Annotated in this window: 26 protein-coding genes; 9 read left to right on the top strand and 17 right to left on the bottom strand. The window is 46.5% G+C overall.

Features of this window, described 5'->3' with window-relative positions; translation table 11 throughout:
* Window positions 1-28 precede the first annotated feature (28 nt).
* Complete coding sequence (gene grxC / locus AABJ99_RS00565) at window positions 29-280, bottom strand: glutaredoxin 3 (protein ID WP_000024392.1); 252 nt, start codon at window positions 278-280, stop codon at window positions 29-31.
* Window positions 281-420: 140 nt separating this feature from the next.
* A complete protein-coding gene (gene yibN, locus AABJ99_RS00560; RefSeq protein WP_001156181.1) occupies window positions 421-852 on the bottom strand; it encodes a rhodanese-like domain-containing protein in 432 nt (143 codons plus the stop codon).
* Window positions 853-1096: 244 nt separating this feature from the next.
* On the opposite strand from yibN, the gene gpmM reads away from it, so the two are divergent.
* The 3 genes from gpmM to yibQ are packed head-to-tail and all read left to right on the top strand — an operon-like array spanning window position 1097 to window position 4897.
* Window positions 1097-2641, top strand: coding sequence for a 2,3-bisphosphoglycerate-independent phosphoglycerate mutase (gene gpmM, locus AABJ99_RS00555; protein ID WP_001353573.1), 1545 nt, complete (start codon window positions 1097-1099; stop codon window positions 2639-2641).
* Window positions 2642-2674: 33 nt separating this feature from the next.
* Window positions 2675-3934: a murein hydrolase activator EnvC gene (gene envC, locus AABJ99_RS00550; protein ID WP_338387472.1), complete on the top strand. Its 1260-nt coding sequence runs from the start codon at window positions 2675-2677 to the stop codon at window positions 3932-3934.
* A gap of 3 nt (window positions 3935-3937) precedes the next feature.
* Entirely contained in the window at window positions 3938-4897 is a 960-nt protein-coding gene (yibQ, locus tag AABJ99_RS00545; RefSeq protein ID WP_039021771.1) for a divergent polysaccharide deacetylase family protein, read from the top strand.
* On the opposite strand, the gene waaH is transcribed toward yibQ, so the two are convergent.
* The 4 genes from waaH to yibB all read right to left on the bottom strand — a co-directional run bounded on the left by waaH (window position 4884) and on the right by yibB (window position 9523).
* Window positions 4884-5918 carry a UDP-glucuronate:LPS(HepIII) glycosyltransferase gene (gene waaH, locus AABJ99_RS00540; RefSeq protein ID WP_039021770.1) on the bottom strand — a complete coding sequence of 345 codons (1035 nt, stop codon included), beginning with the start codon at window positions 5916-5918 and terminating at the stop codon, window positions 4884-4886. The genes yibQ and waaH overlap by 14 nt on opposite strands.
* Before the next feature lie 238 nt (window positions 5919-6156).
* Window positions 6157-7182, bottom strand: a complete 1026-nt coding sequence (gene tdh, locus AABJ99_RS00535; protein WP_000645982.1) for an L-threonine 3-dehydrogenase — start codon at window positions 7180-7182, stop codon at window positions 6157-6159.
* Window positions 7183-7195: 13 nt separating this feature from the next.
* A complete protein-coding gene (gene kbl, locus AABJ99_RS00530) occupies window positions 7196-8392 on the bottom strand; it encodes a glycine C-acetyltransferase (RefSeq protein ID WP_001213834.1) in 1197 nt (398 codons plus the stop codon).
* 273 nt (window positions 8393-8665) lie between these two features.
* A complete protein-coding gene (gene yibB / locus AABJ99_RS00525) occupies window positions 8666-9523 on the bottom strand; it encodes a protein YibB (RefSeq protein WP_000842814.1) in 858 nt (285 codons plus the stop codon).
* 303 nt (window positions 9524-9826) lie between these two features.
* On the opposite strand from yibB, the gene rfaD reads away from it, so the two are divergent.
* Genes rfaD through rfaL form a run of 4 tightly spaced genes read left to right on the top strand, consistent with a single transcriptional unit; the run spans window position 9827 to window position 14016 of the window.
* On the top strand, window positions 9827-10759 hold the full coding sequence (rfaD, locus tag AABJ99_RS00520) for an ADP-glyceromanno-heptose 6-epimerase (RefSeq protein ID WP_000587764.1): 933 nt from the start codon (window positions 9827-9829) through the stop codon (window positions 10757-10759).
* A 9-nt stretch (window positions 10760-10768) separates the two neighbouring features.
* Entirely contained in the window at window positions 10769-11815 is a 1047-nt protein-coding gene (rfaF, locus tag AABJ99_RS00515) for an ADP-heptose--LPS heptosyltransferase RfaF (RefSeq protein ID WP_039021769.1), read from the top strand.
* 3 nt (window positions 11816-11818) lie between these two features.
* Entirely contained in the window at window positions 11819-12811 is a 993-nt protein-coding gene (gene rfaC, locus AABJ99_RS00510; protein ID WP_039021768.1) for a lipopolysaccharide heptosyltransferase RfaC, read from the top strand.
* Complete coding sequence (gene rfaL / locus AABJ99_RS00505; RefSeq protein WP_039021767.1) at window positions 12808-14016, top strand: O-antigen ligase RfaL; 1209 nt, start codon at window positions 12808-12810, stop codon at window positions 14014-14016. The genes rfaC and rfaL overlap by 4 nt, the downstream gene beginning before the upstream one ends.
* Before the next feature lie 35 nt (window positions 14017-14051).
* Here rfaL and AABJ99_RS00500 read toward each other — a convergent pair whose 3' ends face one another.
* Genes AABJ99_RS00500 through rfaQ form a run of 7 tightly spaced genes read right to left on the bottom strand, consistent with a single transcriptional unit; the run spans window position 14052 to window position 20993 of the window.
* Window positions 14052-15194, bottom strand: a complete 1143-nt coding sequence (locus tag AABJ99_RS00500; protein WP_039021766.1) for a lipopolysaccharide N-acetylglucosaminyltransferase — start codon at window positions 15192-15194, stop codon at window positions 14052-14054.
* A gap of 8 nt (window positions 15195-15202) precedes the next feature.
* Window positions 15203-16216 (bottom strand): glycosyltransferase family 8 protein, encoded by a 1014-nt coding sequence (locus AABJ99_RS00495; RefSeq protein ID WP_039021765.1) that lies wholly within the window; start codon window positions 16214-16216, stop codon window positions 15203-15205.
* 24 nt (window positions 16217-16240) lie between these two features.
* Window positions 16241-16948: a lipopolysaccharide core heptose(II) kinase RfaY gene (gene rfaY, locus AABJ99_RS00490; protein ID WP_039021764.1), complete on the bottom strand. Its 708-nt coding sequence runs from the start codon at window positions 16946-16948 to the stop codon at window positions 16241-16243.
* Between the two features lie 25 nt (window positions 16949-16973).
* Entirely contained in the window at window positions 16974-17981 is a 1008-nt protein-coding gene (gene waaO / locus AABJ99_RS00485) for a lipopolysaccharide 3-alpha-galactosyltransferase (RefSeq protein WP_039021763.1), read from the bottom strand.
* A 42-nt stretch (window positions 17982-18023) separates the two neighbouring features.
* Window positions 18024-18821, bottom strand: a complete 798-nt coding sequence (gene rfaP, locus AABJ99_RS00480; protein ID WP_001353571.1) for a lipopolysaccharide core heptose(I) kinase RfaP — start codon at window positions 18819-18821, stop codon at window positions 18024-18026.
* Window positions 18814-19938, bottom strand: coding sequence for a glycosyltransferase family 4 protein (gene waaG, locus AABJ99_RS00475; protein ID WP_039021762.1), 1125 nt, complete (start codon window positions 19936-19938; stop codon window positions 18814-18816). Before waaG ends, rfaP begins: the two co-directional genes overlap by 8 nt.
* Complete coding sequence (gene rfaQ / locus AABJ99_RS00470; RefSeq protein ID WP_072001011.1) at window positions 19935-20993, bottom strand: lipopolysaccharide core heptosyltransferase RfaQ; 1059 nt, start codon at window positions 20991-20993, stop codon at window positions 19935-19937. Before rfaQ ends, waaG begins: the two co-directional genes overlap by 4 nt.
* 412 nt (window positions 20994-21405) lie before the next feature.
* Here rfaQ and waaA point away from each other — a divergent pair, with 412 nt between their 5' ends.
* Together waaA and coaD are read left to right on the top strand one after the other, a co-directional pair.
* The gene (gene waaA / locus AABJ99_RS00465) at window positions 21406-22683 is read left to right on the top strand and encodes a lipid IV(A) 3-deoxy-D-manno-octulosonic acid transferase (RefSeq protein ID WP_000891553.1); all 1278 of its coding nucleotides are present in this window, start codon (window positions 21406-21408) and stop codon (window positions 22681-22683) included.
* 7 nt (window positions 22684-22690) lie between these two features.
* Window positions 22691-23170: a pantetheine-phosphate adenylyltransferase gene (gene coaD, locus AABJ99_RS00460; RefSeq protein WP_001171866.1), complete on the top strand. Its 480-nt coding sequence runs from the start codon at window positions 22691-22693 to the stop codon at window positions 23168-23170.
* 38 nt (window positions 23171-23208) lie between these two features.
* On the opposite strand, the gene mutM is transcribed toward coaD, so the two are convergent.
* The 4 genes from mutM to radC form a co-directional block, all read right to left on the bottom strand.
* Window positions 23209-24018, bottom strand: a complete 810-nt coding sequence (gene mutM, locus AABJ99_RS00455; RefSeq protein ID WP_039021761.1) for a bifunctional DNA-formamidopyrimidine glycosylase/DNA-(apurinic or apyrimidinic site) lyase — start codon at window positions 24016-24018, stop codon at window positions 23209-23211.
* Between the two features lie 97 nt (window positions 24019-24115).
* Window positions 24116-24283, bottom strand: a complete 168-nt coding sequence (gene rpmG, locus AABJ99_RS00450; protein WP_001051798.1) for a 50S ribosomal protein L33 — start codon at window positions 24281-24283, stop codon at window positions 24116-24118.
* Window positions 24284-24303: 20 nt separating this feature from the next.
* Window positions 24304-24540, bottom strand: coding sequence for a 50S ribosomal protein L28 (rpmB, locus tag AABJ99_RS00445; protein ID WP_000091955.1), 237 nt, complete (start codon window positions 24538-24540; stop codon window positions 24304-24306).
* 216 nt (window positions 24541-24756) lie between these two features.
* On the bottom strand, window positions 24757-25425 hold the full coding sequence (gene radC, locus AABJ99_RS00440; RefSeq protein WP_001297375.1) for a RadC family protein: 669 nt from the start codon (window positions 25423-25425) through the stop codon (window positions 24757-24759).
* Window positions 25426-25449 lie beyond the last annotated feature (24 nt).

Genomic DNA, 25449 nt, shown 5'->3' with positions numbered 1-25449 from the left:
TGCGCAATGTAATGCCAACGTTCACACGTTATTTCAGCAGGGGATCCAGTCCACCACGTGCATCCAATGCATACAAGTCATCACAGCCGCCAATGTGCTGTGCGTCAATAAAAATCTGCGGAACCGTGGTGCGACCGCTGCGTTTGATCATCTCTTCACGCTTAGCGGCGTTGCCATCGATCGGCAACTCCTGAAAACTCACACCCTTGCTGCTCAGCAGTGCTTTCGCACGATGGCAATACGGGCAGGTTTCTTTGGTATAGATTTCAACATTGGCCATAAATTAGCTCCTGTTTTTTACCCTGAAATTTCATGTTGCAGGGCGGCAGCAAAATGGAGTGTCCCCAGAAGCTTATAACAATAAGTCACTGGGGGCATAATTGCAGCTCACCGCCTGCGGCATGAAAAACGGCAGGTAAATTATTTGCCGCGCACCAGAGGCAAGTTCTCGCCAGCCCAGCCAGCGACGCCCTCTTTCAGCACGAATACTTGCGCAAAACCTGCTTTCGTCAGCGCGTTTGCAGGCTCCTGGCACTGCATGCCAGAACCGTCTACCACGATAACCGGCTTGTCTTTGTGCTTCTCAAGCTCACCAACATTATTGGCTTTGATTTCGCTCGGCAACAGATTGATAGAACCTGCGATATGGCCTTTACGGAAGTCATCACGCTGACGTAAATCCACAACCACAGCGTCTTCTTTGTTGATCAGACGTGTAGCTTCACCACGAGTAATCACCTTCACTTTCGAGGTCAGGCTCTTAAACGTAGTCACAAGAACCGCCACCAGTAACGCGATCCAGGCGATACTCAGTATGGGATGACGGCCAACAAATTGCATAATTTCTTGCATGGGGGGTAACAACTCCCGACGTAGTGATTAAAAAAACCAGGAAAGGAGTATACCTGCGCGGTGCGGCAAATACAGCCAGCGCGTTAACTGGAATGCAATTTTGCGGGGCGCTACGAAAAAAAAGCGTAAATCTGGCATCGGCTTGCCGCGAGCGGTCGTATATTTTGATCTTCAGAGGCTATTTTATCGATTCAGCTGTAGTAAAATTACGCAAATTTTGACTCTTGAGTATGAGGTTGTCGCAATGTCGGTTTCTAAAAAACCTATGGTACTGGTGATTCTGGATGGCTATGGCTATCGCGAAGAACAGCAGGATAACGCCATTTTTAGTGCTAAAACCCCGGTAATGGATGCACTGTGGGCCAATCGTCCGCATACCCTGATCGACGCTTCCGGTCTGGAAGTCGGTCTGCCTGACCGTCAGATGGGTAACTCCGAAGTAGGCCACGTTAACCTGGGTGCCGGCCGCATCGTGTATCAGGACCTGACTCGTCTGGACGTTGAAATCAAAGATCGCGCTTTCTTCGCTAATCCGGTGCTGACTGGTGCGGTAGATAAAGCGAAAAACGCAGGCAAAGCAGTACACATTATGGGTCTGCTGTCCGCAGGTGGTGTACACAGCCACGAAGATCACATCATGGCGATGGTAGAACTGGCAGCGGAACGCGGCGCAGAAAAAATCTACCTGCACGCATTCCTTGACGGTCGCGACACCCCGCCGCGCAGTGCTGAATCCTCGCTGAAAAAATTCGAAGAGAAATTTGCCGCGCTGGGCAAAGGCCGCGTAGCGTCCATCATTGGTCGTTACTACGCAATGGACCGCGACAATCGTTGGGATCGCGTTGAAAAAGCGTATGACCTGCTGACGCTGGCGCAGGGCGAATTCCAGGCCGACACCGCTGTTGCCGGTTTGCAGGCTGCTTATGCTCGCGACGAAAACGACGAATTCGTGAAAGCGACCGTTATCCGTGCTGAAGGCCAGCCAGACGCGGCAATGGAAGACGGCGATGCGCTGATTTTCATGAACTTCCGTGCTGACCGCGCGCGTGAAATCACTCGTGCTTTCGTGAACGCTGATTTCGACGGCTTCGCGCGTAAGAAAGTGGTTAACATCGATTTCGTGATGCTGACCGAATACGCCGCTGATATCAAAACTGCGGTTGCTTACCCGCCAGCTTCTCTGGTTAACACCTTCGGCGAGTGGATGGCGAAAAACGACAAAACTCAACTGCGTATTTCCGAAACCGAAAAATATGCTCACGTCACTTTCTTCTTTAACGGTGGTGTAGAAGAGTCGTTCAAAGGCGAAGACCGCATTCTGATCAACTCGCCGAAAGTGGCAACTTACGACCTGCAGCCAGAAATGAGCTCCGCAGAGCTGACCGAAAAACTGGTTGCGGCCATCAAGAGCGGCAAATACGACACTATCATCTGTAACTATCCTAACGGCGACATGGTAGGTCACACCGGGGTGATGGAAGCAGCGGTTAAAGCCGTTGAAGCGCTGGATCACTGCGTGGATGAAGTTGCGAAAGCGGTTGAGTCCGTGGGTGGACAACTGCTGATCACCGCTGACCACGGTAACGCTGAACAGATGCGCGATCCGGCAACGGGTCAGGCGCACACAGCGCACACCAATCTGCCTGTTCCGCTGATTTACGTTGGCGATAAGAACGTGAAAGCGGTTGAAGGCGGCAAACTTTCTGACATCGCGCCGACCATGTTGTCGCTGATGGGTATGGAAATCCCGCAAGAGATGACTGGTAAGCCGCTGTTCATCGTGGAATAATCCCTCCCCATGAGGGGAAAGGCGATTAATACCATGACACGGGCCGTGAAACCGCGCAGGTTTGCAATCAGGCCCATCATCTACGCCAGCGTTCTTAGCGCTGGCGTATTGTTGTGCGCCTTTTCCGCCCACGCGGATGATCGCGACCAACTCAAATCTATTCAGGCCGATATCGCCGCGAAAGAGCGCGCGGTACGCCAAAAGCAACAACAACGCGCAAGCCTGCTCGCACAATTGAAAAAGCAGGAAGAAGCGATCTCTGAAGCCACTCGCAAGCTGCGCGAAACGCAAAACACACTCAATCAACTGAATAAACAGATTGATGGGATGAACGCGTCGATTGCCAAACTGGAGCAGCAAAAAGCCGCTCAGGAACGCAGCCTCGCCGCGCAACTGGATGCCGCGTTTCGTCAGGGCGAGCATACCGGTATTCAGCTCATTCTCAGCGGTGAAGAAAGCCAGCGTGGTCAGCGTTTACAGGCTTATTTCGGTTATCTCAACCAGGCGCGACAAGAAACCATTGCTCAGTTGAAACAAACGCGTGAAGAAGTCGCTATGCAACGCGCCGAGCTGGAAGAGAAACAGAGCGAGCAACAAACACTGTTATATGAGCAGCGCGCCCAACAGGCGAAGCTGACCCAGGCGCTGAACGAGCGTAAAAAGACGCTGGCTGGGCTAGAGTCTTCCATCCAGCAAGGTCAACAACAGTTGAGCGAGCTGCGCGCCAACGAATCTCGTCTACGTAACAGCATTGCCCGTGCGGAAGCGGCAGCGAAAGCGCGTGCTGAACGTGAGGCGCGCGAAGCCCAGGCGGTTCGCGACCGTCAGAAAGAAGCGACGCGCAAAGGCACCACCTACAAACCGACCGAAAGCGAAAAATCGCTGATGTCCCGAACTGGTGGCCTGGGCGCGCCGCGTGGTCAGGCATTCTGGCCGGTTCGCGGGCCGACGCTGCATCGTTATGGCGAGCAGCTACAGGGTGAGCTGCGCTGGAAAGGGATGGTGATTGGTGCTTCTGAAGGTACTGAAGTTAAAGCGATTGCCGACGGTCGGGTGATTCTGGCTGACTGGCTGCAAGGCTACGGTCTGGTGGTGGTGGTTGAGCATGGTAAAGGCGACATGAGTCTTTACGGCTATAATCAGAGCGCACTGGTGAGCGTTGGTTCGCAGGTTCGCGCGGGCCAGCCAATTGCACTGGTGGGCAGCAGTGGCGGTCAGGGTCGGCCTTCACTCTATTTCGAAATTCGCCGCCAGGGTCAGGCGGTCAATCCACAGCCGTGGTTGGGAAGATAAGTTTTGTTTCCATTTCGTCGTAACGTTCTTGCATTTGCCGCTCTGTTGGCGCTCTCCTCCCCCGTACTTGCTGGCAAACTTGCCATCGTCATTGATGATTTTGGGTATCGCCCGCACAACGAAAACCAGGTGCTGGCGATGCCCTCCGCTATCTCCGTCGCTGTATTACCCGATTCACCGCACGCCAGAGAGATGGCGACCAAAGCGCATAACAGCGGTCACGAAGTGTTGATTCATCTGCCAATGGCACCGTTGAGTAAACAGCCGCTGGAGAAAAATACGCTGCGCCCGGAGATGAGCAGCGACGAAATTGAGCGCATTATTCGTAGTGCGGTCAATAACGTGCCCTATGCCGTGGGGATCAACAACCACATGGGTAGCAAGATGACCTCTAACCTGTTTGGTATGCAGAAAGTGATGCAGGCACTGGAGCGTTACAATCTTTACTTCCTCGACAGCGTAACCATCGGTAATACCCAGGCGATGCGCGCCGCGCAAGGCACTGGCGTGAAGGTTATTAAACGGAAGGTGTTCCTCGACGATTCACAGAACGAAGCAGACATCCGTGTGCAGTTTAATCGTGCAATTGACCTGGCGCGTCGCAACGGTTCGACCATTGCCATTGGGCATCCTCACCCTTCAACGGTACGCGTGTTGCAACAGATGGTTTATAACCTGCCGCCAGACATTACACTGGTGAAAGCCAGCAGCTTGCTGAATGAACCGCAGATTGATACGTCTACACCGCCTAAAAACGCTGTGCCCGACACACCGCGTAATCCGTTCCGTGGCGTGAAGCTCTGCAAACCGAAGAAACCGCTGGAACCTGTTTATGCTAATCGCTTCTTTGAAGTATTAAGCGAAAGCATCAGCCAGAGCACGCTGATCGTTTACTTCCAGCATCAGTGGCAAGGCTGGGGCAAACAGCCCGAAGCGGCAAAACTTAACGCTAGCGCAAATTAAAGGCGCTACGCGTAATGCGATGGTGCGACCGCGTTTTGTCGCGCCATTGCCATAAGCGGAAAGACCACAGTAACGCCTGATAACCCACCTTCACGCTGCGCACATTGGTAATCAAGCGCTTATACATACCGGAAGTAAATATCTCGGCAATCATCCGTTGGCGGGTAATAATATCTGGCTCTTTACGTACCGCATGGCAAACACGTAATGCTTCGTAAGTTATTTGTTGATGAAATTCCGGGTAAATCACTATTCTGTCTGCGTAATCGCGATTTAACTTTTCCAACAGTCGGGTAATCTTAATATAGTGGCGTTGATAATTAAGGTTTTTATTTCCCTGTCTATTCAATCGGCTCACTGACGTATTATGCAAATAATATTTATATAACGATTGCTCGGTATATCGCACGCGTTGCGCGTTAAACATAAATTCTGTTGTCCAGACAATATCCTGATGATGTAATCCGGCAATAAAATTAATGTTATTTTTAACAATGACATCACGACGATAAACCCCCATCCAGACAACGTGAGTCCAACGGCGGGAAGAAAGCCCCATCCGCAACCAATCAGGGCCGGTTAATACGCCGGTTGAGCGAAGGCGATCGCTGGGGATGGATTGCCAAGTTTCTCCCGTTTCACGAAAACACCAGTCAGCGTTGCACTGCGCCACGTCGAGGTCGTCCTCTAACGCCATGGTCATCAGCGTTTCGTACATAGTGGGATAGACCTCATCGTCAGCATCGACAAAAGCGACATATTTACCCGTCGCCGCCTCGATCCCACGATTACGCGCCACCGATGCGCCAGCATTCGCCTGATGCAACAAACGAACGTGCGGATAGTTTTCTGCGTAATGCTTTGCTATTTCAACAGAATTATCCGTTGAACCATCGTTAATAATAATGATTTCCAGAGCAGTCCAGGTTTGCGCGATTAAAGATTCCATGCAAGTACGGAAATCATCGCCCGCATTATATAACGGGATAATAACACTAAGTTTATTGGTGCTGTTCATCATAAATTACCGACGACCTCTGAAGTTATCCTGACGTTTTACAGGCTTTGTATTAAGAAACTATTAAGCCTGTGAGATATTATTTTTACAGGTTAGAGAGTCACTTCAGGGTAGAGAGATAATGAGAACAGCTATATAAGAGATCAGCGCAATTACGAACTCTTTATTACACTGACAGGATTTTACATATTTAACGGATTATCCTCAGGAAAAAGGGCTGGAATACCAGCCCTTGTTCGTGTTAATCCCAGCTCAGAATAACTTTCCCGGACTGGCCCGAACGCATAGCGTCAAAGCCCTTCTGGAAATCATCGATAGAGAAACGATGGGTAATGATCGGCGAGAGATCGAGGCCAGACTGAATCAGAGCCGCCATCTTGTACCAGGTTTCAAACATCTCACGACCGTAAATACCTTTAATGAACAAGCCCTTAAAGATCACTTTGGTCCAGTCGATAGACATATCAGACGGTGGAATACCCAGCATCGCAATGCGACCGCCGTGGTTCATGGTGTCGAGCATGGTACGAAACGCTGGCGGCGCACCGGACATTTCCAGACCGACATCAAAGCCTTCGGTCATGCCTAACTCCGCCATCACGTCATTGAGATTTTCTTTGGCGACGTTAACCGCACGGGTGATACCCATTTTACGCGCCAGCTCAAGGCGGTATTCATTAACATCCGTGATCACCACGTTGCGTGCACCGACGTGTTTCGCCACCGCCGCCGCCATAATACCTATCGGACCTGCACCAGAAACCAGCACATCTTCGCCCACCAGATCAAACGACAGCGCGGTATGCACGGCGTTACCGAAGGGATCAAAAATGGAAGCCAGGTCGTCGGAGATATTGTCGGGGATTTTGAAGGCATTGAACGCCGGAATCACCAGATATTCTGCGAAGCAGCCCGGACGGTTAACACCGACACCGATCGTGTTGCGGCACAGATGGGTACGACCGCCACGGCAGTTGCGACAGTGACCACAGGTGATATGGCCTTCACCAGAAACGCGATCGCCAATCTTGAAGCCTTTCACTTCCTGACCAATACCGACCACTTCACCGACATATTCATGGCCTACAACCATCGGTACTGGGATGGTTTTTTGCGACCACTCATCCCAGTTATAGATGTGAACGTCAGTCCCGCAGATGGCTGTTTTACGGATTTTAATCAGCAGATCGTTATGTCCGAGTTCCGGTTCAGGAACGTCGGTCATCCAGATGCCCTCTTCCGCTTTCAGTTTGGATAACGCTTTCATCTCACATCCTCACTCAGGCGATTACGCCCAGTTGTTTACCAATACGCGTGAACGCTTCTACCGCACGCGTAATTTGCTCAGGGGTATGCGCCGCAGACATCTGGGTACGAATACGCGCCTGACCTTTCGGAACGACCGGATAGAAGAAACCGGTGACGTAAATGCCCTCTTTTTGCAGTTCACGTGCAAATTTTTGCGCCACTACAGCATCGCCAAGCATGACCGGAATAATGGCGTGATCGGCACCCGCCAGGGTAAAGCCCGCCGCCGACATTTGCTCACGGAACTGACGCGCGTTCGCCCACAGACGGTCACGCAGCTCGCTACCCGCTTCAACCATCTCCAGCACTTTGATGGAAGCGGCAACAATGGCCGGTGCCAACGAGTTGGAGAACAGGTACGGACGAGAACGCTGGCGCAGCCACTCAACCACTTCTTTGCGCGCCGCGGTATAACCGCCAGAAGCCCCGCCCAGCGCTTTACCGAGCGTGCCGGTGATAATATCAACCCGGCCCATCACATCGCAGTATTCATGGGAACCACGACCATTTTCACCGACAAAACCAACGGCGTGGGAGTCGTCTACCATCACCAGGGCATCGTATTTATCTGCCAGATCGCAAACACCTTTCAGGTTGGCAATCACGCCGTCCATCGAGAACACACCATCGGTGGCAATCAGCACATGACGCGCACCGGCTTCACGCGCTTCTTTCAGACGTGCTTCCAGCTCCTGCATATCGTTGTTGGCATAACGATAGCGTTTAGCTTTGCACAGACGCACACCATCAATAATAGACGCGTGGTTCAGTGCGTCGGAGATAATGGCGTCTTCCGCGCCCAACAGCGTTTCGAACAGGCCACCGTTAGCATCAAAGCAGGAAGAGTAGAGAATCGCATCTTCCATCCCCAGGAAGGCCGCCAGTTTTTGTTCAAGCTCTTTATGGCTGTCCTGAGTGCCGCAAATAAAACGCACCGAAGCCATGCCGAAACCGTGAGAATCCATTCCCGCCTTTGCCGCCGCAATCAGATCCGGATGATTCGCCAGTCCGAGATAGTTATTGGCACAAAAGTTAATGACGTGGCTTCCATCAGCCACAGTGATGTCTGCTTGTTGCGCAGACGTAATAATGCGCTCTTCTTTAAACAACCCTTCCGCCCTTGCGGTTTCCAGATCGTTGGTTAACTGCTGATAAAATTCTCCACGCATTGCGATTCTCCAGACAGGGCAAATTCCAGCACATATTACCCAAACTTATAGGTTGCGACGAGATGACGCGTTAACACTTCTGCAAAATTCAGGATAAATAACGTGAATGTTGATGTCTGTTAATATCTACGGACCGTACAAAAAGCGTACATGTTTTTTGAAGGGCATTACGATGGATGATTTATTCCATTGATATAAAAAGAAAAAATGATGCCTGGCACCATTTTTTCGTTATCATCTGCTATCAAGCGCTACTCACTAAGGGAAGAAAGGCTATTTTCTTGAAAGAAAAATTCTCAGCGCCTGCATTTTTGCCCCTAAAGTGTTACTCCTGAAGCAGCGAAACAAATCGAACCATTTTCCTCTCCCCAGATAGTTTAGGTTGAAGAGATTGGGGCGTTTGTAATAGCACATGACAAAAATGCCCTGGTCATCATCCACAATGTTATTGTTTAGTGTTATTTTTTGGCTTTCCAGAACCAGTTTATAGAATTCTTTCCATTTATGCTGGGAACCAACAATTGCGCCGCCAATAATATATACATGGTTACCAATCATGAAATCAAAAGCCTGCTGTTGAGATGTGACAGTAAGCCCTTTTTTTATAGTAAAAAAATGCATCTTATTTTCATCAAATGGGAAATCCCAAACTTTCAAGCCTCGTGTTACATTTGGCTTGCGGCAATAACCAAAATCTATCCACGCTACAAGAGGTGTTTTCACTAACCCCATGTTGATAGCTTTATTTACAAAATAGGCTTTAAGGTTACATACCAATACATATTCTGGCGACCAGTACTCTGGATTTTTTAATTGTCGAGGCTCAAGTCTATTTGTAAATGACTTATCTTTTTGAATTTTTTCGATACGACTTCTGATATGTCTAAATTTCTTTTTTATATCGATAACGATAACCGTTGTTGGTTTTCCGTTGCGAATAGCTTCTACCTTTGGTTTCAAATCGGCAGAAGTGAAAATAATCATCTCATTTTCAAGTGCGGCCAGACGCTCAAAGTAACTGAAATAAACGTCTACTGAGCGTGCCAGTTTTTCACGGAACCCTTTATTAGCAGTCCAATCCCCTCTACCAATGTCAAAATAAGCAGTGATAATTGTGGTGGATGATTTCATTACTAATAAGACCATTAATATAAAAATGGAATTATATCATAAATATTAACAGAATGTACACTGTATATTATCCATTCAAATGCTTCAGTTATTTATCATACATCGGAATATTGATACTAAAGCACTATTCACGTGCAAAACCAACATCCGCCATGAAGGACTCGCTAAAACCAAAACTAGTTTGTTGCAATTAGCATCCTTGCATCTTTATGTAAAGGGCTGAAGGGATTCGGATGTGATGGTATGATTACAGACATTCGTGTCTGAGATTGTCTCTGACTCCATAATTCGAAGGTTACAGTTATGATCATCGTTACCGGCGGCGCGGGCTTTATCGGCAGCAACATCGTTAAGGCCCTGAATGATAAAGGCATCACCGATATTCTGGTGGTGGACAACCTGAAAGACGGCACCAAGTTTGTGAACCTGGTGGATCTGAATATCGCGGACTATATGGATAAGGAAGACTTCCTGATCCAGATTATGGCTGGCGAAGAGTTCGGCGATGTCGAAGCGATTTTCCACGAAGGCGCGTGCTCTTCCACCACCGAGTGGGATGGCAAGTATATGATGGATAACAACTATCAATACTCCAAAGAGCTGCTGCACTACTGTCTGGAGCGCGAAATCCCGTTCCTGTATGCATCTTCCGCAGCCACTTACGGTGGACGCACCTCCGACTTTATTGAATCCCGTGAATACGAAAAACCGCTGAACGTCTACGGTTATTCGAAGTTCCTGTTTGATGAATATGTTCGCCAAATCCTGCCGGAAGCAAACTCACAGATTGTTGGCTTCCGCTATTTCAACGTTTATGGGCCGCGTGAAGGCCATAAAGGTAGCATGGCGAGCGTCGCTTTCCATCTCAACACCCAGCTCAACAATGGTGAATCGCCGAAACTGTTCGAAGGTAGCGAGAACTTTAAACGCGACTTCGTCTACGTGGGTGATGTGGCAGATGTGAATCTGTGGTTCCTGGAAAATGGCGTTTCCGGCATCTTCAACCTCGGCACCGGTCGTGCAGAATCCTTCCAGGCAGTAGCAGATGCTACGCTTGCTTATCACAAGAAAGGCCAGATCGAATACATTCCGTTCCCGGATAAACTGAAAGGCCGCTATCAGGCGTTCACTCAGGCAGATCTGACGAATCTGCGCGCGGCGGGTTACGACAAACCGTTCAAAACCGTTGCTGAAGGTGTAACGGAATACATGGCCTGGCTGAATCGCGACGCATAAGAGCTCTGCATGAAAATACTGGTGATCGGCCCGTCTTGGGTTGGCGACATGATGATGTCGCAAAGTCTCTATCGCACGCTCCAGGCGCGCTATCCCCAGGCGATAATCGACGTGATGGCACCGGCATGGTGCCGTCCATTGTTATCGCGGATGCCGGAAGTTAACGAAGCTATTCCTATGCCTCTCGGTCACGGAGCGCTGGAAATCGGCGAACGCCGCAAACTGGGTCATAGTCTGCGTGAAAAGCGCTACGACCGCGCCTACGTCTTACCCAACTCCTTCAAGTCCGCATTAGTGCCTTTCTTCGCGGGTATTCCTCATCGCACCGGCTGGCGCGGCGAGATGCGCTACGGTTTACTTAACGATGTACGCGTGCTCGATAAAGAAGCCTGGCCGCTAATGGTGGAACGCTATGTCGCGCTGGCCTATGACAAAGGCATTATGCGTACCGCACAAGATCTGCCGCAGCCATTGTTATGGCCGCAGTTGCAGGTGAGCGAAGGTGAAAAATCATATACCTGTAATCAATTTTCGCTCTCATCAGAACGTCCGATGATTGGCTTTTGCCCCGGAGCGGAGTTTGGTCCGGCAAAACGCTGGCCACACTACCACTATGCGGAGCTGGCAAAGCAGCTCATTGATGAAGGCTATCAGGTAGTTCTGTTTGGCTCGGCGAAAGATCATGAAGCGGGCAATGAGATTCTTGCCGCTTTGAATACCGAGCAGCAGGCATGGTGCCGGAACCTGGCGGGGGAAACACAGCTTGATCAAGCGGTTATCCTGATTGCAACCTGTAAAGCCATTGTCACTAACGATTCTGGCCTGATGCACGTTGCGGCGGCGCTCAATCGTCCTTTGGTTGCCCTGTATGGTCCGAGTAGCCCGGACTTCACACCGCCGCTATCCCATAAAGCGCGTGTGATCCGCCTGATTATCGGCTATCACAAAGTGCGTAAAGGTGATGCTGCGGAGGGTTATCACCAGAGCTTGATCGACATTACTCCCCAGCGCGTACTGGAAGAACTCAACGCGCTATTGTTACAAGAGGAAGCCTGACGGATGCGGGTTTTGATCGTTAAAACATCGTCGATGGGCGATGTTCTCCATACGTTGCCCGCACTCACTGATGCCCAGCAGGCAATCCCGGGGATTAAGTTTGACTGGGTGGTGGAAGAAGGGTTCGCACAAATTCCTTCCTGGCACGCCGCCGTTGAGCGAGTTATTCCTGTGGCAATACGTCGCTGGCGTAAAGCCTGGTTCTCGGCCCCCATAAAAGCTGAACGGAAAGCGTTTCGTGAAGCGCTACAAGCAGAGAACTATGACGCAATTATCGACGCTCAGGGGCTGGTAAAAAGCGCGGCGCTGGTGACGCGTCTGGCGCATGGCGTAAAGCATGGAATGGACTGGCAAACCGCTCGCGAACCACTGGCAAGCTGGTTTTACAATCGTAAGCATCATATTGCAAAACAGCAGCACGCCGTAGAGCGCACCCGAGAACTGTTTGCCAAAAGTCTGGGTTACAGCAAACCGCAGACTCAGGGCGATTATGCCATTGCGCAGCATTTCCTGACGAACCTGCCGACAGATGCTGGCGAATATGCCGTATTTCTTCATGCAACAACCCGTGATGATAAACACTGGCCGGAAGCACACTGGCGAGAGTTGATTGGTTTACTGGCAGATTCAGGGATTCGCATTAAACTTCCGTGGGGCGCGCCGCATGAAGAAGAGCGGGCAAAAAGACTGGCGGAAGGATTTGATTATGTCGACGTATTGCCGAAGATGAGTCTGGAAGGCGTTGCTCGCGTGCTGGCCGGGGCTAAATTTGTGGTGTCGGTGGATACGGGGTTAAGCCATTTAACGGCGGCACTGGATAGACCCAATATCACGGTTTATGGACCTACCGATCCGGGATTAATTGGTGGGTATGGGAAGAATCAAGTAGAGTGTCGTTCTACAAGTATGTCTCTTGCAGATTTGCCAGCTCAAACCGTTTTTCAAAATTTAAATCTTGAAATAATAACCAATAAGTTGATATCGGAGATAAGATGACCTCAACATTATTTTTCTCTCTCGAGAAAAAAAACTGGATAGCGTACTGGAACAGAGCTCTCGTATTCTTATTCATTACCACCTATTTTTTGGGTGGAATTACAAGGTATAAACATCTTATTGTTATTCTTATGACAATAACGACAATCGTCTATCTCTGCAAACGGCCAAAACACTATCTTTCACTATTTAAAACATGTCTTTTTGGTAGTGTTGCCATATTAACTATTGCTGCATTGCTATCACTTCTTCAATCCCCAGATGCAGGTGCTAGCATGAAGGAAATTTTCAAAGCTATCATTGAGAATACTTTACTGTGCACAATAGCAATACCGGTCATATTGAGAGACGAGAAAAGAGAAGATGTCGAAAAAATCGTTTTCTTCTCATTTATAAGTGCGTTGGGCTTACGTTGTTTTTCTGAATTGATTGCCTATTATAAGGACTATCAACAAGGGGTAATGCCATTTGCAGATTATAGACACCGTAGCATTTCTGACTCGATGGTCTTTTTATTTCCTGCATTGTTAAATCTCTGGCTTATCAAATCAGCAAAATACCGCATTTCTTTTGCGGTTCTAAGCGTTGTTTTTATTTTTCTGATATTAGGAACTTTATCCAGAGGAGCCTGGCTTTCCGTGTTAGTCATTGGATTAATATGGATTCTGATGTTTAAACAATGGAAGTTACTATTAGTAGGAGTAATGGTTTCCATCATTGCATTATCGGTTATTTTCACACATAAGGAGATGACCGCAAATCTAACGTATAAACTTCAACAAACTAATAGTTCTTATCGCTATGCAAATGGTACTCAAGGCAGCGCACTCGATCTAATATTAGAAAATCCTGTTATTGGTTACGGTTACGGTAACGTTGCATATAAAGATGTCTATAATAAACGTGTCGTTGATTATCCAGAATGGACCTTTAGACAATCGATAGGGCCACATAATTTTGCGCTATTCATCTGGTTTGGCACTGGTTTATTAGGGCTGATAAGTCTTATGATGCTATACTGCGCAATATTGAAAGAGTGTATAAAAAATGGCGTCCAGAATAAAAACCGCTCACCATATAATGCATATTATATAATCTTACTATCTTTTATAGGTTATTTTGTTATCCGTGGAAACGTAGAACAAATTGAACCAAATTTATTAGGCGTTTACGCCGGCTTATTATTAGCAATGAAAAACAAGTAAAAAATAAAAAAGGCTGCATAATGCGGCCTTTTTATTTATTCAAACCAATTATGAATGACCTCTTCGAATCTTTGAGTTACGCCATCCCAGCTGTAGTGATCAAACACAAAATCCTGACCTTGCTTTGCAACTGCTGTTAATTCAGGATTCGCTAACGTTTTTAAAATATCGCTGCTTATAGAGTCTGCAGTCATAGGTTCTTTTAAATGGAATCCCGTAGTATTTTCTTTGACAAATTCCGTCATCCCCCCACGCGTACTCACTAAAACAGGCTTACCAGCCCCCATAGCTTCAATTGCCACCATGCAAAATGGTTCCTGGAACTGGGAAGGAATGACAACTAAATCTGCCAGTGGGTAATAACAATGCATCTTTTCAGGCGGTATGCTTCCTAACATAATGCAACGATCCTTCAAACGTTTTGCAATTTCCCTGACATTGTGTTGATATGCACCTTTGTCACTTTTACTCATTTCTGTATAATCACCAATCACAACTAATTTTAAATTTTTGTGAGCAGCGGCCAATTTTTCGAATGATTGCATCAACAGTAATATGCCTTTGTCAGGGACGATACGCCCAGCATAAAAAATAATTTTCTCTTCAGGGGAGATATTAAGTTCGCTTCTAGTGATCGGCTGAAAAGTAGATTGATAGGTTTCTAAATCAATTCCATTTGGTACAATCTCAATATCTGCATTTGCTAAATAAGATTGGTAATACTTTTTCAAGTATAAACTAGGCACTATCATTTTAACATTTTGCTCAAGCAATTTTGGTTCAAATGCATTATGCATATGTATAACCACTCTTGCCTGGGGTGCTCGCTTACGAATTTGAGCATATAGCTTCATGCTATTATGAACTACAATAACACTTTCTTTCGTTATAGGAAAATCATGTGCAATATTCAATATTCTCTGTGAATATGGAAGAGGATCAAGTCTTGTCCATTTTTGAAATAACCGCTTATATATGCGGCTGAATCCAACCCTATGAATACTACAATTATCATTAACAAAGGTATAATTTGAGTATCCTGGATTCTTGATACAAACAATACGATTTGGGAAATTGGTACGCTGAGCAACCTGGTACATCCACGTTTCAACAGCGGCCGCTCCGCGAGGAGGAATTGAAAAAATAGGAGTAACTGTAAATATTATTTTATCAACCATCTCGAATATTAACCTTTCATAACATTATATTTAATTGCTGTAAAAATACCATCGAGAAATTTTTTCTGGTAAAGCAAGTGTTTATATTTTTCTTTGTGCTCATGTTTTTTAACAGCTTTTTTATAAGGTATATTTCTCCATGGAGATATATTATAAATATTACGAAAATAATCTGCAGATGCGTAGTCCGCCCAATCATGCCATGGCTTAGTTACACCAGTATAATGTATGAAGACAGTTTCATCATTAATAAACTGGGTGTAATATTCACTATTTTTTTCTTCAAATTCTGACTTTATAGTATAAATACAATTATATTTTCTCGGTAATATTTTAGCATGATGTAAAAACATTAAGTTTAAAATATCTTGATCCGGATACTTTAATTTTTTGATAATTGACTCATCTGATAATAGATCAAAGAATTTCTCCGTTAGTCTTTGTTGTAACCATTCCCGTAAATTAATATACATTACACCAGAGTTAAAATAGCTACCGTTAAAATCCTCATTACATAAACGCTCAGCGCTTTTACTTTGCATAGCATCTACATCAATTACCACAGCCCCATATTCATCTTTAAACTCTAATGCTATTAACTCGTTCAATGAACCCTTACAGACGATATCAGCATCAAGATATAATAATGAATCCAATCGCGCAGAAAAATAATCAAATGAAAGCAAACGATAATAAATAGATACTGGCCAGATATTTGATTGAGGTAGCGCCTTCAATGGCTCAGAATCAATATGATATAATTTAATTACTGTTTGATACTTCGTTGCTAATTGTGATAATAATTCAATATACTCTTTGTCTAAGTAATCAGCGATTATGTGAAAGGTAAATTTGTTTTGCTTATTATTTTCAAGAATTGAAGCAATTGAAATCGCAGCCCCAACCTGGTAGTTCTCATCAATACCCCATGAGACATTAAACGTTTCCCGTTCATCAAGTTTAACAGGGCGCTTGTCCAGTTCAATTATATCTTTAAATTGAGTAAGATGTTTAAAATCCAATTTAATTACCCTTCATCATAATCATTATTTGCTCTTCAATCCTAGTTTGACTTTTACATCCCTGATTGCTTTTTTAATTTTCTTTTTGAATATGAGATATGTATAGCCAAAGTCTTTCAATTCATTTTTTATATTATAATGCCGTTCAAGATCAATGCGATCTTTTGCTTTTAAAACTGCGGTTGTTTTTTTACCTGAAAGGTCAATTAGTCTTAAACCTTTTTCGGATACTATAAAATTTCCTTTATGAGGATCGCCAGACACCATTCCATGCTGATGCAACTCTTTAATCGATTCTGATAATTGATGCTTCAGATCTTCTGAAATTTCCAAATACTCATTTAACCCCACACCTTCAATATACTCAATGAGCATAATATAATAATGTGAGAAATTTAATGTTTTACGTTCAGCAAGTAAAAAATAGTCATTAATTGATTGGATGCCCTCACCACGTACCCGATCAGTTTGATAAATTAAGTTTTCATAATAATCTTTTTTGACACAAGATTTTAAGAAACGTTCGGCCATTTTATGCTTTGGCGCATAAACTTTAAGCACAAGAGGTCCGCGAGCAGTGTCAATAAGAATGACTTTAGTATCATCAATAGAACGAAAAACTTTTAATGTTTTAATCCTACAAGTTAAAAAGTCATTCAGAACTTGCTCGTAAAAGGGATCATTATCTTTTATGAGAACTTTCAACCCATTTATCGTTTTATTATATATCATGATGAAGTATTTTAACCTTAAATATTTAGAAGCATTTTTCTTTATAATATTTTAAATAATTAAGAATGCCTGCTATATAATGCTTTTGTTTAAATTTATGTTTTGCGCAATACCGATACTGATTGCTATTTACAGGTTTAAGTAAATCTTCTTTACACCACGGAGAAGCAGCTTTGGCGATCAAAAAACTACGTGACACAGGATAATCAGCCCACTCATGCCAGGGTTTTGTAGGCCCTACATAGTGTATGAACACAGTGTCATCATTGACTGGATTATCAACCTTGTCTTTTAATTCATAGTTAATACTATATCGGGTATTATATTTTTCTGATATAAATTTGACTTTACCATTCAATAATACATTCAGGACATCTTGATCAAGGTGGGTGATTTTACTTACCCAATCTGGGTCACGCAACATTTCAATAGCTTTTGACGAAATGTTATTTCGATTCCACTCAACAATATTTATCAGCAAAAAACCAGCATTAAAATATCCAGAAGCTAATTGCGGTGTAGTTAGTATCGAGGCTCGATTCTGCCACCATTCAACATCTCTTTCAGCTACAACTGCGGCAATTTCATTAGTAGAAAATTGATAATCTAAGAGTTCTTTAATACTACCCTTGCAAGCAATATCTGCATCAAGATATAGTATTTTTTCATGTTTACTATAGAAATAATCTGCAATTATAAATCGAAAATATGTGGCATAAGTCCAGTTTTTCGTGCTTGGTAATGACTTCAGCTTATCACAATTGATAACATAAATATTAATTCTTGAATTATATTGTTTTGCTAAATCGGAAAAATATAACTTGTCTTTATCACTGATATAATCTGTGAAAACATGAAATTCACAAGAGATTTCGCTATTGTTTAATAGAATAGATGCAATGGCTACACCACATCCAAAAAGAAAATTTCTGTCAATTCCAAATGCTATATCAAGAGTATTTTTAGATCTTATATTTTGATAATGAAAATTATACTCAAAAAGGATGATGTCACTATCATTGAGTTGAGACATATTTACTCTGTATCCAAATTTTTGGCAAAAATAAGTAACGGGTTACAACGATTTTCGAATCGTTCTTTCCCTGATTTTTGTGGCTTTTGCTTCTGCTTGCGACAGCAGCCCTTGTTCCTGCTTGAGAATGTCTTTAAGCGGGGCAGCAAAATACACCTTCATGAACCGCCAGATATCCCGCTGAGTCAGGCCAATATTCATCGAAGAAAAATAAAGCCCAATAAGATCTTTATCGCGCCAACGACGTGGAACGCGCGTGCGAAGCTGCGCCCGGTGCAGGTCAATTACCGAAATTTTTAACTCCTCTTCCCTACCAGAAAAAGGCAAGTGCAGCAGGAAATGACAGATATAACAGTCACGGTGGTTAATGCCCGCAGCATGCATATCGCGCACCATCGTCGCGACACGTTTAATAAGCATACGCTTTACGCGGACATCTGGTGGGTTAGTCGCCCAGTCAGCACAGTAATCTTCCAGACTGATAGTTGGCGTCAGATCTTCGGTAATAATAAACGAAGTTCTGGTCAGCGGATTAATGCCTTTTTCGCCGAATGCCACCCCATACATAGTATCAACGCCGACATCCCGCAGTCGATGAATCGCATTCCATTCGCGGTCTGCACCTAATACTGGCATCCGCAATGAGAGTAAATTTTTGATTATCTCTTTCAGGGTCGTGCCGCGATGCCATTTGAGAAAATAGCTTTTGCCCGCCATTTCAAAGCGCAGAGTGCGGCGAGTTTCCAGTTCACGAAATACCTCACCCTGCAAGGTTTTAACTTCCTCAAAAGGATCTTTACCGCGCCATAACGTGGCAAACGGCTCTTTAAGTTCAACCATCCAGACCACCCGTTATGATATCCGCCGCTTTTTCTGGCAGACTGTATAAATCTTGTGTATCAGCATAATGTCGCGCATTTTCCGCCCAGGCCTGGCGCAATGAAGATTGCGTTAACGCTTTGCGTAAAATCTCATTCAATGTTTCCTGGCGGAATGGCTCAGCAATAGCCTCGCCGCAATTCGCGTCAACAATATAATGCGCATAACCACAAACAGCAGTTGTTAGAACCGGTAATCCTGCAGTAATCGCTTCCAGCAGCACAATTCCCGCCGCTTCCTGGTAGGCAGGATGCAGTAATAAATCCGCCGCCGCCATTAATTCCGAGACATCGTTACGCCCAGAGAAGAAGTGAACATTACTGCGCACGCCGCGTTTTTCTGCCAGCGCCTCAAATTTTCGCGGTTTATCCTGCCCAACAACATATAGCAATGTGTTGTGGCGCAGTGAATCCGGGAGCGAAGCAAGTGCTTCAATGGAACGATCGACACCTTTACGCGTGAAGTCTGAACCGACCTGCAACAATAAATATTGTTGTTCTGTTATTCCATTTTTCTTACGAAAGCTTTCACGGCTATTGGCTGGCTGCTGGCTATATTTACGGTCAGGATAAATCCCCGGAGGCAAAATATGAAAACGCTCCGCTTCAGTCTGATAATGTTTCTGGAAATCGGCGATTTGCTTGTCCGTCAGCATCAGCAGCTGTGTCGGCTTGCCCTGTTCAAAGGTTGCCCGCTCAAAGGCGGCATAATGGCGATAACGTGACGTCAGGCGATAGAAAAAGCCTTTCTCCTGCGCCACTTTCTCGGCATAACAAACATCAGCGGCATAATAAACGTCCAGCCCCGGCATTTTGTTGAATCCAACGACTTTATCGACCGGATGCTCGCGTAAATGTTTTTGCACCCAGGCAAAATACTCCGCGTTACGCCCGTGATTGGTATGCGACTTAACCGGCACGTTGATCAGTTCAAACACATCAGGGCATTCGCCTTCCCATGACTGGGCATAAACCCGAACATGATGCCCTCGGGCCGCAACTGTCTGAGCAATACGCATAAAATCGCGTTGCAAACCGCCAAAGGGAAAATATTTATATAAACAGAAAGCAACGATCATAACGACGTACCTGTCGTGGAGGATGGCAATAATTTATCAACAGCAGCAATGACATCTGCCGCCGGAATAACCGAAAGATACATCTCATTTCGGTCACGCTGATCGCGTGTTGGCATTTCCCGGTAATCTCCCGCCCAGAATTGAATCATGTTATTTGACCAGGGACGCCAGAAAATATGGTCTGTTGCACCAAACAGCGATATCAGCGGCGTATTAACTGCAGCGGCAATGTGCGCCGGTGCGGAATCAACGCCAATAAACAGCTGCGCATGATCGATTAACGCACCAAGTTCCGGGAATGTCACCTTTCCGGCCAGTGCCGTTACTGGTGGCGTCTGGCATCCCTGCGCAATTTCATTGACGCAGGCCAGATCGTCTTTATCCGGGCCGGACGTCAGAACGACTTCATAGCCACGTGTATGTAAGGCATCAATCACAGCGGAAAACTTGGCGTTGTCCCAGCATTTGAAGATTTGCCGCGCGGTAGGTTGGATAACCACATAATTTTGTCCAACACCTGCGTGATCCAGTTCGCGACGCATTCGTTTCCAGCTTGCAGGCGGGTAACTCATCGTTGTCTGCTTCACCAACGATTCAAGTCCCAATGGCGTCAGCACGGATAAGTTACTTTCCACCACATTTCCACCCTGCAACGGCACCAGATGGGTGAAGCTTTTACGCCAAAAAGCAGACTGCCGATGATGATAATCCTGGGAAATTTTCACACGGGCATTTAATAAGCGAACCAGTATAGCAACCATCCATTGATCGGTAAGATTGACGATAAGGTCATACTTATTGGCACGTAATACCTTGATGAGATGAAAAAAGTTGGAAATTTTTTCTGAGGCTTTTGCTTTTTTATTTTTTATGCCGTAGAGCGCGTTAATCTCTGGATTTTCAGACAGGATCGGGATGGTATCCTGATAAAGCAGCACATCGATTTTTGCGTCAGGGTAATTTTTTTTCAGCGAACTAATGACAGGAGTAGTTAATAACATATCCCCATGAAAACGCATCTTAATGAGCAAAATTCTTCGAAATGGCTTATCCACAAGTAACTCTTTTTGTTGAGATTATCCGATTAAGGTGAAGCAGAAAAAGCACGCTACCGCCCCAGGCTCAACAGCTACCTGAATACTGATACCGTACTGATATTGACGCGCTAGTGTATCACTTCTTTCGCGGCAATCCGATCCGAATGATTTTTAAGCACATCGTTGTTTTTCAATAAAGAAATCAATCAAATAAAATCATTAGCAACAATATTCTTTCACTGTTGCTCCGCGATTCCTTCCTGCACGTACTGCAGAAATCAATGAATCGCATAAAAATACAAAAAAAGTATAGATGTTCAGCAAGAATTGGCGGGTAAATTGCTATTTAAGTCAAAAACGGGAAAAGTAATGGTAAAGCCACAGCTAAATACATAGAATCCCCAGCACATCCATAAGTCAGCTATTTACTATGCTCGAATTGCTTTACACCGCCCTTCTCTACCTTATTCAGCCGCTGATCTGGATACGGCTCTGGGTGCGCGGACGTAAGGCTCCGGCCTATCGAAAACGCTGGGGTGAACGTTACGGTTTTTACCGCCATCCGCTAAAACCAGGCGGCATTATGCTGCACTCCGTCTCCGTCGGTGAAACTCTGGCGGCGATCCCGTTGGTGCGCGCGCTGCGTCATCGTTATCCTGATTTACCGATTACCGTTACAACCATGACGCCAACAGGTTCGGAGCGCGTACAATCGGCTTTCGGGAAGGATGTTCAGCACGTTTATCTGCCATACGACCTGCCCGATGCGCTTAATCGTTTCCTGAATAAAGTCGACCCTAAACTGGTGTTGATTATGGAAACCGAACTATGGCCTAACCTGATTGCGGCGCTACATAAACGTAAAATTCCGTTGGTGATCGCTAACGCGCGACTCTCTGCACGCTCTGCCGCAGGTTATGCCAAACTGGGCAAATTCGTCCGTCGCTTGCTACGTCGAATTACGCTGATTGCTGCGCAAAATGAAGAAGATGGTGCACGTTTTGTGGCGCTGGGTGCAAAAAATAATCAGGTGACCATCACTGGTAGCCTGAAATTCGATATCTCTGTCACGCCGCAGTTGGCTGCCAAAGCCGTGACGCTGCGCCGCCAGTGGGCTCCTCATCGCCCGGTATGGATTGCCACCAGCACTCACGAAGGTGAAGAGAGTGTGGTGATCGCCGCACATCAGGCATTGTTACAGCAATTCCCGAATTTATTGCTCATCCTGGTACCACGTCATCCGGAACGCTTCCCGGATGCGATTAACCTTGTCCGCCAGGCTGGACTAAGCTATATCACACGCTCTTCAGGGGAAGTCCCTTCCACCAGCACGCAGGTTGTGGTTGGCGATACGATGGGCGAGCTGATGTTACTGTACGGCATTGCCGATCTCGCCTTTGTTGGCGGTTCACTGGTTGAACGTGGTGGGCATAATCCGCTGGAAGCTGCCGCACACGCTATTCCGGTATTGATGGGGCCGCATACTTTTAACTTTAAAGACATTTGCGCGCGGCTGGAGCAGGCAAGCGGGCTGATTACCGTTACCGATGCCACTACGCTTGCAAAAGAGGTTTCCTCTTTACTCACCGACGCCGATTACCGTAGTTTCTATGGCCGTCATGCCGTTGAAGTGCTGTATCAAAACCAGGGCGCGCTACAGCGCCTGCTTCAACTGCTGGAACCTTACCTGCCACCGAAAACGCATTGAGGTTGTTATGCAAAAACGGGCGATTTATCCGGGTACTTTCGATCCCATTACCAATGGTCATATCGATATCGTGACGCGCGCCACGCAAATGTTCGATCACGTTATTCTGGCGATTGCCGCCAGTCCCAGTAAAAAACCGATGTTTACTCTGGAAGAGCGTGTGGCGCTGGCACAGCAGGCAACCGCGCATCTGGGGAACGTGGAAGTGGTCGGGTTTAGTGATTTGATGGCGAACTTCGCCCGTAATCAACACGCTACGGTGCTGATTCGTGGCCTGCGTGCGGTGGCGGATTTTGAATATGAAATGCAGCTGGCGCATATGAATCGCCACTTAATGCCGGAACTGGAAAGTGTGTTTCTGATGCCTTCGAAAGAGTGGTCGTTTATCTCTTCATCGTTGGTGAAAGAGGTGGCGCGCCATCAGGGCGATGTCACCCATTTCCTGCCGGAGAATGTCCATCAGGCGCTGATGGCAAAATTAGCGTAGCATTTATGCCGGATGGTATGCCATCCGGCGCGCATCAATTACTTCTGGCACTGCCGACAATAAAACGTTGCCCGCTGCGCATGTTTCGTCGCCACAATCGGCGTACCGCACACTCGACACGGCTCGCCTTTTCGCCCGTAAACCTGCAATTCCTGAGCGAAATAGCCCGGTTTACCATCACTTTGCAGAAAATCTTTCAGCGTTGTACCACCCTGCTCAATCGAACGCAGCAACACCGCTTTAATCACCCGAGCTAACAATTCACACTCTGCCAGCGACAGTGATGACGCCAGCCGATCCGGATGGATCCCCGCCGCAAACAGAGATTCGCTGGCATAGATATTCCCTACGCCTACCACCAGCTTGTTATCCATCAGCCACGGTTTAATCGCCGTTTTTTTCTTCGCGCACTTCTGATGCAGGTACTCACCGTTGAAATCGTCACTAAGCGGCTCCGGTCCAAGATGGGCCAGAACGTTGTGCCCTTCCAGCTCTTTGGTCCATAGCCAGGCACCAAAGCGGCGCGGATCGGTGTAGCGCAGCACTTTGCCGTTGCTCATCACCAAATCCACATGGTCATGCTTTTCAGGGGGAAATTCTTCTGGAAGGATGCGCAGGCTGCCAGACATCCCCAAATGAATGATAACCCAGCCCTCAGGCAGCTCCAGCAGCAGATATTTAGCCCGGCGCTGCACGCTAAGCACTGGTTGGTCGCTTAAACGGTAGATCTCTTCTGAAACCGGCCAGCGCAGGCGTCCGTTGCGCACCACCGCATGAAGGATGGTTGCACCAACGAGATGCGGTTCTATGCCGCGACGGCTGGTTTCAACTTCGGGTAATTCAGGCATAGCATCTCCGGGAATGAACAGATGCAGTCAATATGGGGGCAAGCAGATAACAAAAAACCCCGCCGAAGCGAGGTTTTTCGTTACATCAAAGCGAGAATTATTTGATTTTCGCTTCTTTGTAGATCACGTGCTGGCGAACAACTGGATCGAATTTTTTCAGTTCCAGTTTTTCCGGCTTAGTACGTTTGTTCTTCGTAGTGGTATAGAAGTGACCAGTACCAGCAGAAGAAACCAGCTTGATTTTCTCACGAATACCTTTAGCCATGATTTATTTCCTCTAAGTACTTAGTACTTTTCGCCACGGGCACGCAGTTCAGCCAGAACTGTATCGATGCCTTTTTTATCGATTACACGCATACCTTTAGCAGATACGCGCAGGGTGACAAAACGCTTCTCGCTCTCAACCCAGAAACGGTGAGAGTGCAGGTTCGGCAGGAAACGGCGTTTAGTCGCGTTCAGTGCGTGGGAACGGTTGTTACCGGTCACCGGACGCTTGCCAGTAACTTGGCAGACTCGGGACATGTCTATTCTCCAAAAATCAAATTAGCTCGAGCTTCGTATGGGGTATTGGCGCCTCGTCAGGCTTTACAGCCCGGTCATCGCAGTTCTATGTGAACTCTCGATTGCCAGGCCCAAATGCCAAACCCGAGATTCTCAAAGGTGGCGTAGTATACGCTGACTCAGCGATGTGCTCAAGTCCCGAACAGACAAAGATCCCGAAGGATCGCGCATAGCGGGTTAAATCCAGCCGCGTTCGGCAAAAGAAACATACTCTCCACGCCCAATCACGATATGGTCGAGCACGCGTAAATCCATGAACTGACAACTTTTTATTATCCGTTCGGTAATGAGTTTATCCGCTTTACTGGGTTCAGCACAACCCGAAGGGTGATTATGTGCAAGGATCAGCGCCGAGGCGTTTATTTTTATCGCTTCGCGGATAATTTCCCGAGGATGGACTTCAACATGGTTTAGCGTGCCGGAAAAAAGACGGCTATGCGTTATAACCCTGTGTTGGGAGTCGAGAAAGATCACCATAAAGATCTCCCGCTCCTCGCCCGTGAGCTGGCTTTGTAAAAATTCCCTCGTCATCTCCGGGCTGAGTAAAGGGCTTTCTTCACGCATCCGCACGTTGTAGTAACGCCGCGCCAGTTCAGCAATCCCCTTTAACTGGGCAAATTTCGCCACGCCAATTCCATGAACGCCACTAAACTGTTCATATTCAGAGGTTAACAAGCCATAAAGAGAGCCGAAATTCTCCAGCATCTCTTTTGCCAGGGTTAATACATCTTTACCGCGCGTTCCGGTACGCAGAAATAGCGCCAGCAGCTCGACATCCGTTAAGGCGCTAATACCAAACTTCAGCATTTTTTCGCGCGGCATCAACAGCTGTGCATTGTTTTTCACCTTCACCTCCTTTGTGGTGCTCGC

Origin of the sequence: Escherichia coli (assembly GCF_036503815.1) — a bacterium.
Taxonomy (GTDB): Bacteria; Pseudomonadota; Gammaproteobacteria; order Enterobacterales; family Enterobacteriaceae; genus Escherichia; species Escherichia coli_F.
This window is presented reverse-complemented; position numbering and strand designations above follow the sequence as displayed.

Coding starts and splice junctions, on each gene's coding strand:
- waaA (WP_000891553.1), top strand. CDS start 21,406: ATGCTCGAATTGCTTTACACCGCCCTTCTCTACCTTATTCAGCCGCTG.
- waaG (WP_039021762.1), bottom strand. CDS start 19,938: ATGATCGTTGCTTTCTGTTTATATAAATATTTTCCCTTTGGCGGTTTG.
- kbl (WP_001213834.1), bottom strand. CDS start 8,392: ATGCGTGGAGAATTTTATCAGCAGTTAACCAACGATCTGGAAACCGCA.
- yibN (WP_001156181.1), bottom strand. CDS start 852: ATGCAAGAAATTATGCAATTTGTTGGCCGTCATCCCATACTGAGTATC.
- rfaP (WP_001353571.1), bottom strand. CDS start 18,821: ATGGTTGAACTTAAAGAGCCGTTTGCCACGTTATGGCGCGGTAAAGAT.
- waaH (WP_039021770.1), bottom strand. CDS start 5,918: ATGATGAACAGCACCAATAAACTTAGTGTTATTATCCCGTTATATAAT.
- tdh (WP_000645982.1), bottom strand. CDS start 7,182: ATGAAAGCGTTATCCAAACTGAAAGCGGAAGAGGGCATCTGGATGACC.
- envC (WP_338387472.1), top strand. CDS start 2,675: ATGACACGGGCCGTGAAACCGCGCAGGTTTGCAATCAGGCCCATCATC.
- rfaF (WP_039021769.1), top strand. CDS start 10,769: ATGAAAATACTGGTGATCGGCCCGTCTTGGGTTGGCGACATGATGATG.
- AABJ99_RS00500 (WP_039021766.1), bottom strand. CDS start 15,194: ATGGTTGATAAAATAATATTTACAGTTACTCCTATTTTTTCAATTCCT.
- coaD (WP_001171866.1), top strand. CDS start 22,691: ATGCAAAAACGGGCGATTTATCCGGGTACTTTCGATCCCATTACCAAT.
- rfaD (WP_000587764.1), top strand. CDS start 9,827: ATGATCATCGTTACCGGCGGCGCGGGCTTTATCGGCAGCAACATCGTT.
- gpmM (WP_001353573.1), top strand. CDS start 1,097: ATGTCGGTTTCTAAAAAACCTATGGTACTGGTGATTCTGGATGGCTAT.
- rpmG (WP_001051798.1), bottom strand. CDS start 24,283: ATGGCTAAAGGTATTCGTGAGAAAATCAAGCTGGTTTCTTCTGCTGGT.
- rfaY (WP_039021764.1), bottom strand. CDS start 16,948: ATGATATATAATAAAACGATAAATGGGTTGAAAGTTCTCATAAAAGAT.
- mutM (WP_039021761.1), bottom strand. CDS start 24,018: ATGCCTGAATTACCCGAAGTTGAAACCAGCCGTCGCGGCATAGAACCG.
- rfaL (WP_039021767.1), top strand. CDS start 12,808: ATGACCTCAACATTATTTTTCTCTCTCGAGAAAAAAAACTGGATAGCG.
- rfaC (WP_039021768.1), top strand. CDS start 11,819: ATGCGGGTTTTGATCGTTAAAACATCGTCGATGGGCGATGTTCTCCAT.
- rpmB (WP_000091955.1), bottom strand. CDS start 24,540: ATGTCCCGAGTCTGCCAAGTTACTGGCAAGCGTCCGGTGACCGGTAAC.
- grxC (WP_000024392.1), bottom strand. CDS start 280: ATGGCCAATGTTGAAATCTATACCAAAGAAACCTGCCCGTATTGCCAT.
- waaO (WP_039021763.1), bottom strand. CDS start 17,981: ATGTCTCAACTCAATGATAGTGACATCATCCTTTTTGAGTATAATTTT.
- yibB (WP_000842814.1), bottom strand. CDS start 9,523: ATGAAATCATCCACCACAATTATCACTGCTTATTTTGACATTGGTAGA.